The following is a 4609-nucleotide window of genomic DNA, read 5'->3' on the forward strand; positions in this document are numbered from 1 at the left end:
GGGCAGCAGTGCGGCGGGCATCGACGGCCTCGCCGCACTGCTGCCCGACGCCCGCGTGCAGCGGGTGCCGGGGGACCACCTCATGGCGCCGCACACGCCGGAGTTCCGCGCGGCGGTCCGCGACTTCCTCGCGGACTGAGCCGGGGCCCGTCGGACGGCCCGCACCCTGACCTTTATTTCCCACGTTCGTAGACAATCGAAAGGCACCCCATGACCGACACCTCCACGCCGGACGCCGCGCGGATCCTCGACATCGCCACCGGCTACATGGCCGCCAAGCAGCTGTTCCAGGCCAGCCGGATCGGCCTGTTCGCCGCCGTCGCCGACGGCGCAGACACGGTCAACGCGATCGCCGAGCGCTGCGGGGTGAGCGAGCGCATCGCGCGCCTGCTCGCCGACGCGATGGCGGCCAAGGGGCTGCTCGTGCGCACCGACGGACGCTACGCCCTCGCCGACGACGCCGCGGCCTACCTCACGGGCGACGCCGCCGCGATCGACCTCGCGCCGTTCCTCACCTTCCTCGACGAGATCAGCTACCCGCACTGGCTGCAGTTCGCGCACACCGTCGACACCACCCAGCCGGGTGACCTGCAGATGGACGACGCCCGCTGGGGCACGTTCATGGCGGGCGTCATGACGTACAACCGCCTGCACGCGCAGGAGTTCGGACGCCTCGTCGACCTCTCCGGTGCCACGAACGCCCTCGACTTCGGCGGGCTCTCGGCCGAGTTCGCGCTGTCGGTCATGGCGCGCAACCCGCAGCTGCACACGACCTTCGTGTACGCGCCAGGGTTCGAGGACGGCCTGGCCGAGGCCGTGCAGTCCGCGGGCGTGGCCGACCGCACGACCGTGGAGGTGGGGGAGACCGCGACCGCGACGCCCGAGGGCTCGTACGACGCCGTGTTCGCCAACCATGTGATCCACCGCTTCTCGGCGGAGGAGAACGCGCAGATCTTCCGCAACCTGCGGGCGGCCGCGGCCGATGGTGCGACCCTGACCGTGCTCGACTTCTTCCTCGACGACGACGCCGAGCAGCGCGCGCTCGACGCCCTCCACGCGGGGGAGTACCTGGTGATCGACGGCACCGTGGTGTACCCGGAGTCCGAGGTGCGCGGCTGGCTGAGCGACGCCGGCTGGTCGGTGCGCGACACGATCGCCCTGCCGGGGAGCCCGCGGGTGCTGGTGGCCACCGCGGTGTGAGAACCGTGGTCTGAGACTGGTCCGAGGGGGATCAGAGGCGGGCGGCATGCGTGAACATGCCGCCCGCCGTTTTCGTGTGTCCCGGTCGCGTGTCGTGCGGGGATGCGGGCGCGAAACCACGCCTTCCCGGCGGGTTTCCGGCACGTGTTCGATCCCGCACCGGGGCCCCGGGCGGTGGCGCAGGGATGCGGGCGCGAAACCGCGCCTTCCTGGCGGGTTTCCGGCACGTTTTCGATCCCGCTACCGGGGGCCGGGCGGGGCCGCTGCCGCCTCAGTCGCGCGCGAAGACCGTCCGGCCGTCGACGACCGTGCGCTCCACCGTGACGGAGGTGAACGCCCGCCCTGGTTCGAGCGGATCCTCGTCGAGCACCGTGAGGTCGGCGACGCGACCCGGCTCGAGCGTGCCCTTCCAGTCGGCGGCGCCGTCCTGCCGCGCGGCCTCCACGGTCATCGCGCGCAGGAGCCGTCGCCGCAGCTCGGCGTCGTCCACCCCGCTCGCCGCGGTCACGAGCCGCAGTGAGGCGTCGAGGCTCGGGCGCCAGTCCGGGGTCGCGATCGGGGCGTCGCTCGTCAACGTGGTGAGGGCGCCCGAGCCGAACATCTCGGCGAGCGGCCAGGCCGCGGCGACCCGTGCCTCGCCGAGCTGGACGGCGGCCCACGAGTGGGTGTGCGCGGCGATCAGCGGCTGGATCGCGAACCCGGCGCCGATGTCGCGCATGCGGGCGATCTGCGCGGGCGTCGCGAGGTCGCCGTGCACGACGTAGTGCGGTCCCGGCGCGGCGGGTGCCGGGTCGAGCCGTTCCAGCACCGCGAGGAACTCGGCGATCGAGCGGTCGCCCGTGGCGTGCACCGCGATCTGCAGGCCGCGCGCAGCGGCAAGCTCGATCATGCGCTGGAACGCCGACAGCGGATCGCCGCCGCCGCGCGTGAGCAGGTGTCCGGTCGTGCCGTCGGCGTAGGGCTCGTCCGTCCAGGCGGTGGCCATCGGCGGGATGCCGTCGGCGAAGATCTTGACCCCGGGGATCGCGAGCCAGCGCGCGTCGGTCGAGGGCGGCGGGGTCTGGAGCCCGCGCTCGAAGTCGTCGAGCGTGCTCTCGCCGTCGATCGTGCCGAACAGGCGCAGCAGCGTGACGCGGGAGGTCTGCGCGCCCTCGCGGTGCAGCTCCACGTAGGCGTCGAGCATGTCGCTGCCGAAGCACCCCGTCTCGCCGTCGTCCTCGCCGGGGCCGATGCCGGGTTCGGTGTAGCTGGTGATCCCGAGCTCGGCGAGCAGCCGCCATGCCCGTCGCAGGGTGGCGCGTCGCTCCCCGGCCGTGGAGACCAGGCGGCCGGACGGCTGCTGCTCCGGCGGGGTGTCGGAGAAGAAGAGGTGGGGCCAGCGGGCGCCGAGCCAGGCGGCGTGCAGGTGGGCGTCGTTGAGGCCGGGCACGACCGTGCGGCCGTCGAGCTCGAGCGTGCTCCGGGCGGGGAGCGCCTCGGCATCCGCACCGGTGGCGACGATCACCCCGTCGCGCACGGCGAGGGCCGACGTGGTGGTGTCGCGCGGGTCGAGGGTGTGGATGCGGCCGCCGCGGATGATCAGGTCGGCGCCGTCGCCGGAGAGTGCAGTGCTCATTATTCCACCAGTGTAGACGAAAAGAACGGACGGGCGGGGACCCCGGACACCCGATTCGGCGCTGCCCTCGCCCGGCTTGTACGCTGGGGGCATCCCCCGAATCCACCGGCAACCTCGCGCGAGCCGGCGACCTCGGCGCGCGCTCACACATGCAAGGACGCAGATGAACGATTCCGCGGCACCCCGCGACGAATGGACGGCGAGCGAAGAGCTGGCGGAGCGGATGATCCCGCTCGTCGGAGCGCTCAAGCGGGAGCACGACGTGGTCACGTCGTTGCACGGGCACCGGCTGCTGGGCCTGTCGGCGACCGGTCTCGTCGAGGTGCACGACCGCGTCGCGCAGCTCGGCCACGAACGACTCTCGATCGACGACACCCTCGCCGTGCTCGAGGCCATCCACGCACTCGGACCAGGAGCCTCCTCGCTCGACGTGGCCCGGCTCGCGGAGGGCCACGCGTCGAGCGGCCGCCCGCTCGACGAGTACCTGGCAGAGGCGCTGGCCCCCGCGATCGGTGCCGTGCCCGCCGACCCGACCGACGTGGTGCTGTACGGCTTCGGTCGCATCGGGCGTCTGCTCGCGCGCATCCTCATCGCCCACACCGGCGGCGGCAGCGGACTGCGCCTGCGTGCCATCGTCGTGCGCCGGGGCTCCGACAACGACCTCGTCAAGCGCGCCTCGCTGCTGCTGCGCGACTCGGTGCACGGCCGCTTCGCCGGCTCGGTCACGGTCGACGAGGAGGCCGAGCAGATCATCGCCAACGGCACCCGCATCCAGGTGATCTACTCCGACGACCCCGCCACGATCGACTACACCGCCTACGGCATCCACGACGCGATCGTCGTCGACAACACCGGCCGCTGGCGCGACGAGGCCGGGCTCTCGCAGCACCTGCGGTCCGCCGGGGTCGCGCGCGTGCTGCTGACCGCGCCGGGCAAGGGCGCGCTGAAGAACATCGTGCACGGCATCAACGACGCCGACGTCACGCCGGAGGACCGCATCGTCTCGGCGGCGTCCTGCACCACCAATGCGATCACCCCGGTGCTCGCCGCGATCGACGAGGCCTACGGCGTGGTTGCCGGGCACGTGGAGACCGTGCACTCGTTCACGAACGACCAGAACCTCATCGACAACTTCCACAAGGGCGATCGCCGCGGCCGCTCGGCCGTGCTCAACATGGTCATCACCGAGACCGGTGCCGCGAAGGCGGTCGCCAAGGCGCTGCCGCAGCTGGAGGGCAAGCTCACCGGCAGCTCCATCCGCGTGCCCACGCCCGACGTGTCGCTCGCGGTGCTGCACCTGACCTGCGAGCGCCCCGTGGAGAAGGAGCAGGTCAACGACTACCTGCGGCGCATCTCGCTGCACTCGAAGCTGCGCCAGCAGATCGACTACGTCGAGAGCCCCGACGTCGTCTCCACCGACTTCGTGGGATCGCACAGGGCGGGCATCGTCGACGGGCTCGCGACCGTCGCCCACGGCAACACGCTCATCCTCTACGTCTGGTACGACAACGAGTTCGGCTACTCGTGCCAGGTCATCCGGGTGCTGGAGGTCATGGCCGGGTCGCACCCGATCGTGCTTCCGGAGCGCCGCGAGGTCACGCTGCAGGCCTGACCCGCGAATGGGGGAGGCACCGGCCATGATGGGGGCATGACTCCCGCGGCCCTGCTGTCCGAGCGCCTCCGCTCCCACCGTCTGACCGCGCCGGCGCCGACGGTCGCCGACGCCGCGCGCCACCTGCTGGCCGTGCAGAGCCAAGACCTCACGGCCGGCCGGTGGGCACTGGCCTGCCGTGA

The 4609-nt window shown here is 72.3% G+C and carries 3 protein-coding genes; 2 read left to right on the forward strand and 1 reads right to left on the reverse strand.

Going from position 1 to position 4609, the window contains the following annotated elements; genetic code table 11:
• Positions 1 to 210: 210 nt before the first annotated feature.
• A complete protein-coding gene (locus DW299_RS12765; RefSeq protein ID WP_136036808.1) occupies positions 211 to 1200 on the forward strand; it encodes a methyltransferase family protein in 990 nt (329 codons plus the stop codon).
• 271 nt (positions 1201 to 1471) lie between these two features.
• Here the strand turns inward: DW299_RS12765 and DW299_RS12770 are convergent, their stop codons facing one another.
• The gene (locus DW299_RS12770) at positions 1472 to 2815 is read right to left on the reverse strand and encodes an amidohydrolase (RefSeq protein WP_136036809.1); all 1344 of its coding nucleotides are present in this window, start codon (positions 2813 to 2815) and stop codon (positions 1472 to 1474) included.
• A gap of 163 nt (positions 2816 to 2978) precedes the next feature.
• Between DW299_RS12770 and DW299_RS12775 the strand changes: the two genes are divergently transcribed.
• Positions 2979 to 4427, forward strand: coding sequence for a glyceraldehyde-3-phosphate dehydrogenase (locus DW299_RS12775; protein ID WP_136036810.1), 1449 nt, complete (start codon positions 2979 to 2981; stop codon positions 4425 to 4427).
• The last annotated feature ends 182 nt before the right edge of the window (positions 4428 to 4609 follow it).

Source organism: Microbacterium sp. K35 (assembly GCF_004794375.1).
GTDB lineage: Bacteria > Actinomycetota > Actinomycetes > Actinomycetales > Microbacteriaceae > Microbacterium > Microbacterium sufflavum.

Coding starts and splice junctions, on each gene's coding strand:
- DW299_RS12765 (WP_136036808.1), top strand. CDS start 211: ATGACCGACACCTCCACGCCGGACGCCGCGCGGATCCTCGACATCGCC.
- DW299_RS12770 (WP_136036809.1), bottom strand. CDS start 2,815: ATGAGCACTGCACTCTCCGGCGACGGCGCCGACCTGATCATCCGCGGC.
- DW299_RS12775 (WP_136036810.1), top strand. CDS start 2,979: ATGAACGATTCCGCGGCACCCCGCGACGAATGGACGGCGAGCGAAGAG.